4 protein-coding genes are annotated in these 3,696 nt (G+C 66.1%); 2 read left to right on the forward strand and 2 right to left on the reverse strand.

Annotated elements, in window-relative coordinates; genetic code table 11:
- The first annotated feature begins 133 nt into the window (after window positions 1-133).
- Window positions 134-904, forward strand: coding sequence for a transposase (locus E2E34_RS32430; protein ID WP_138905420.1), 771 nt, complete (start codon window positions 134-136; stop codon window positions 902-904).
- A gap of 193 nt (window positions 905-1,097) precedes the next feature.
- On the opposite strand, the gene E2E34_RS32435 is transcribed toward E2E34_RS32430, so the two are convergent.
- Window positions 1,098-1,526 (reverse strand): hypothetical protein, encoded by a 429-nt coding sequence (locus E2E34_RS32435; protein ID WP_138905421.1) that lies wholly within the window; start codon window positions 1,524-1,526, stop codon window positions 1,098-1,100.
- Window positions 1,527-2,648: 1,122 nt separating this feature from the next.
- Entirely contained in the window at window positions 2,649-2,936 is a 288-nt protein-coding gene (locus tag E2E34_RS35730; protein WP_167518435.1) for a hypothetical protein, read from the reverse strand.
- Window positions 2,937-3,023: 87 nt separating this feature from the next.
- On the opposite strand from E2E34_RS35730, the gene E2E34_RS32445 reads away from it, so the two are divergent.
- Window positions 3,024-3,458, forward strand: a complete 435-nt coding sequence (locus E2E34_RS32445; protein ID WP_138905422.1) for a DUF6892 domain-containing protein — start codon at window positions 3,024-3,026, stop codon at window positions 3,456-3,458.
- The last annotated feature ends 238 nt before the right edge of the window (window positions 3,459-3,696 follow it).

Below are 3,696 nucleotides of genomic sequence, written 5' to 3' on the forward strand. Positions count from 1 at the left end.
CCCACCACCGGTTCCCACCGTCACACTGGTGTCACCCACCAAACCAACCAGCAGACGCCGGAAACCCGCTTAAATCAGCGGTATTGGCCCTAAAGCGTGTTGCAGAAGGCTTCGACGCGGGCATCTCCTGTGTATGCGTGGGGTGTTGAGGGCTGAGCCGTTGTGGGTGGAGACGTTCACGGGCCTGCGGTTGCGGCAGTTCGAACGGCTGCTGAAGGTGGTGCGGGAACGGGGCGGGAACGGGCCTGGTGGCGGTCGGCCGTGGTGCCTGCCGCTGGCCGACCGGGTGCTGCTGGTGGCCGTCTATTACCGTACGAACCTCACCATGCGGCAGCTCGCCCCGCTCCTTGGCGTCTCACCCGCGACGGTGTGCCGGGTGATCCAGCGGCTGCGGCCGCTGCTGGCCATCGAGCCGGCAACCCGTCCGGTCGACGCGGTGGAACGGCTGTGGATCGTGGACGGCACCCTCATTCCGGTCCGCGACCGGAAGACCGGGGCGTCCTCCCGCAACTACCGGTTCTCGGCGAACGTGCAGGTCATCATCGATGCCGACACCAAGTTGGTGGTCGCCGCGGCCCGGCCGGTGCCCGGCAACACCGCTGATGCGAGGGCATGGCGGGACTCCGGCCTGGCTGCAACATGCGAGGGCGTCACCGTGCTTGCCGACGGCGCGTACATCAACACCGGACTCGTCATCCCGCACCGCAAACGTCAAGGACGTGCCCTCCTGCCCGGCGAGGAAGAGGACAACGCCGAGCACCGCCGAGTCCGAGCCCGCGTCGAGCACGCCTTCGCCCGCATGAAGCACTACAAGATCCTCCGCGACTGCCGACAGCGCGGCGACGGTCTGCACCACGCGGTCCAGGCCGTCGCCCACATGCACAACCTCGCCCTGGCCGCATGAACCGACCAGCCACCATCTCGGCTCTGACCTGCCCGGACACCACCTTCTGCAACACGCTTCAGTAAACCGAGTTGCCCTGAGCGGCGTGCAGCGCGGTCTCGGTTCCGTACTGCCCGCCGACGAGATCGTTAGGGCGAGACGGCATTGAGGGGGCAGCTGCACAGAACACGGCTGCCCCCGGGGTTCATGCAGATTACGCCCAGGCCCAGTCTTCCCTGCAGTCCTGTTCCCGGCCCCCCGAGACACGGCACACTGTGATCTGTACATGGGCGCCCTCATGAACATCCCACGTTGAGACGAACTCCCCGCCTACGCAGAACGCCGTCGCACCGTTGTCGTCCGTGAGCCTGATGTATCCATCCGGCCCTCCGTTTTCGCCGTCCCACCAGAACATGGCGCGGACGGCCATGCCGTCCGCGTCCACATCGCATACCTGGAACTTTTCCGGGTGGGTTCCCCCCGTGAACAGTGCCTTGCCGCCGACGACGCCGGTGTCAGTGGTGTAGACGACCTTCGTCTCGCCGGCCGCCTGCGCAGGGGCAGAGGCGAGCAGGAGAGCTGCGGGCACAGCAACGAGTGTCGTGGCCGCGCGCTTGGTGCGTATAAGGCCGATGGAGCTCAATTCATCCTCCAAATGTGGGGTTCCGGTTCAAGAGGAACCTTTGAGTTGCCTGCCGCCATAACGGCAAGGCTGGAAGCCCTACCGGCACACGGCGCGACGAGCCACACCTATCTATATCGACCGGTGAAGCAAGCTCAGGGGATCTGCATCAGCGGGTACTTGGAGTGTGGCCTCGCGCAAGCGATGGCGACAGGCGGCCACAGCACCGTAACTCCCCCCAGAGTTTTGTTAATCCCCCATGATCGAACAGATGATCACGACCGTGACCATACAACACGGCTGATACCACGACAACTCAAAACAGATGGCGGCACTCTGGGCTGTTTGGCCTCCTTTTGTCCCTGACGGTGTGCCCGGTCAATACCGTCCTGACCGCCCGCAAGGGTGACATAGACCGTGATAGGCGCCAGGGATCTTTCACCGCTTGAGACAGGGATGTTCGCCAGTTCGCCGGGGCGTTGAGCTTGGCCCATTCGGTAGAGCGTGGCGTTCTTCTGGTGCTGGTTGATGTCGTTTCGCAGGTAGCTGGCGTGACGTGCGTGTGGGGCAGGCTTCAGGCAGTTCGCCTGCGGCAGGACAGTAACCGTCCAGTGCTCGCAAGGCAGCACGTCGTCGCGCCGGACGAGAGTGAGGCGCGGGTGTAGCTGCCCATTTCGCAGCGGCATCAACAACCGCCCGCCCCCAGCCGGTGCCGAATCGAGGTCGACCTGACCGGCCGGGACACGCTCCTGAGCGGAGTGGTCGATCCTCAACGGTTCGAGGATCTGGCACTGGTTGGTTGTCCGCTGCCCAGGAAACTTGGGATTCTTTAGCGGCTTCGTACAACCCGCAAGCCCTGCCAGCGGTCTTTTGTACGCCGCAGGCCAGCCACATCTCACCAAGTCTCATTACTCTGCGGCAACGCTCCGGCCCATTTCCCTGGCACGCCCGCTTGCAGTAGAAGCTCTCGAACTCCAGCTTCACCCGGAACGTCGGTGCCGGCGCCCGCTCCGCCTCAGGAAGTCCTGCTCCGTGGTGTCCAAAGCGGCGGCCGCCCGAGAGCCGGGAGGCTGGAAGACGGTGGCACCGGAAACCGTACGAGCGCAGCACCTCCACACAAGACCGCCGACCTCGTCGTCCCGCCTACGTCCCCCGCAGCGCCGACCCCGAAGACATCCTCGCCACCGCCCACGAGCCGGTCCGGGCGATCACCACCGCGCTCGCCAGCCACGACCACCGCATCCTGGAGCGTCTGCCGAACAAGGCGAGCCGGCTGCCGCGCGAGACGAGCGCGCTGGTGATGGCGAGCGGCACCTGATGATCTGCGATTTTGGCGGTGGTGGTTCGGCATCGTGATGTCAATGCGGTAGCAGCGAAACCATGACGCGAGTCGGTTTCGAGCTGCGGCGCCTCCACGTCCGCCACGCCCATGCGCTTTCGAAGGCTGACCGCCACGGCGGCCTGAGCGGGGCCGGGCCCGGCCGGGGGCGTGTCGTACCTCCGTGGTACTCATCTGCCATGACCCAGTTCCGCGACTTCAACCTCAAGCTGCTCGTCATCGAGGAGCTCATGTACGGCCCCGCCCCGCTTCTTCCGGTCTACGACCTGCCCGCGCGGCTGGCCGAGCGGGGGATCGGCGACCCTGCGTCCCACGTCCTGGAGAACGGCCTCCACGCGGAGGTGCTGCCAGAGTCCCGGGCCCATTTCGAGGCACTGGAGATCCCGGCCGAGCTGCTCGCCCGCGTCGAGGAGCTGTGCTTTGACGCCGGGGCGGACGTCTTCCGGCACTGCGCCCCCGCCTGGGACGGCGAGGACGACCTGTTCGACGTCCGCTCGCTCGACGACCTCGCCCTGCTGCCCCACCTGCGGGAGGTCACCTTCGTGGAGGACGGCGTCCTGGCCGTGCCGGACGCGGCGGAGGTCTTCGCCGCGCGCGGCATCGACACCGACTGAACCCCGGCACTCCGGCAGCGCTGAACGAGTTTCGAAGTCCGGCCCCGCTACCCCGCGGGAGCCGGACTTCGTCATGCTGCTGAGGAAATGCTGCCCTCGGCTGTCGGGATCGCGATCAGCGCGTTCCCGCCGATTGCCGTGATCCTTATCCTGACCGGCGGCCGTGGTCGCACCAACGGCATCCCCCGCGCTTACTGATCTTTTCGTAAGTTCGGTGGGTGTGGTGGCGGTGTGGGTG

The organism is Streptomyces albidochromogenes, from assembly GCF_005981925.1.
Lineage (GTDB): Bacteria > Actinomycetota > Actinomycetes > Streptomycetales > Streptomycetaceae > Streptomyces > Streptomyces albidochromogenes.

What these genes read in the sequence shown, in the direction of transcription:
- E2E34_RS32430 (WP_138905420.1), top strand. Translation starts at nt 134, where the DNA reads ATGCGTGGGGTGTTGAGGGCTGAGCCGTTGTGGGTGGAGACGTTCACG.
- E2E34_RS35730 (WP_167518435.1), bottom strand. Translation starts at nt 2,936, where the DNA reads ATGGGCGTGGCGGACGTGGAGGCGCCGCAGCTCGAAACCGACTCGCGT.
- E2E34_RS32445 (WP_138905422.1), top strand. Translation starts at nt 3,024, where the DNA reads ATGACCCAGTTCCGCGACTTCAACCTCAAGCTGCTCGTCATCGAGGAG.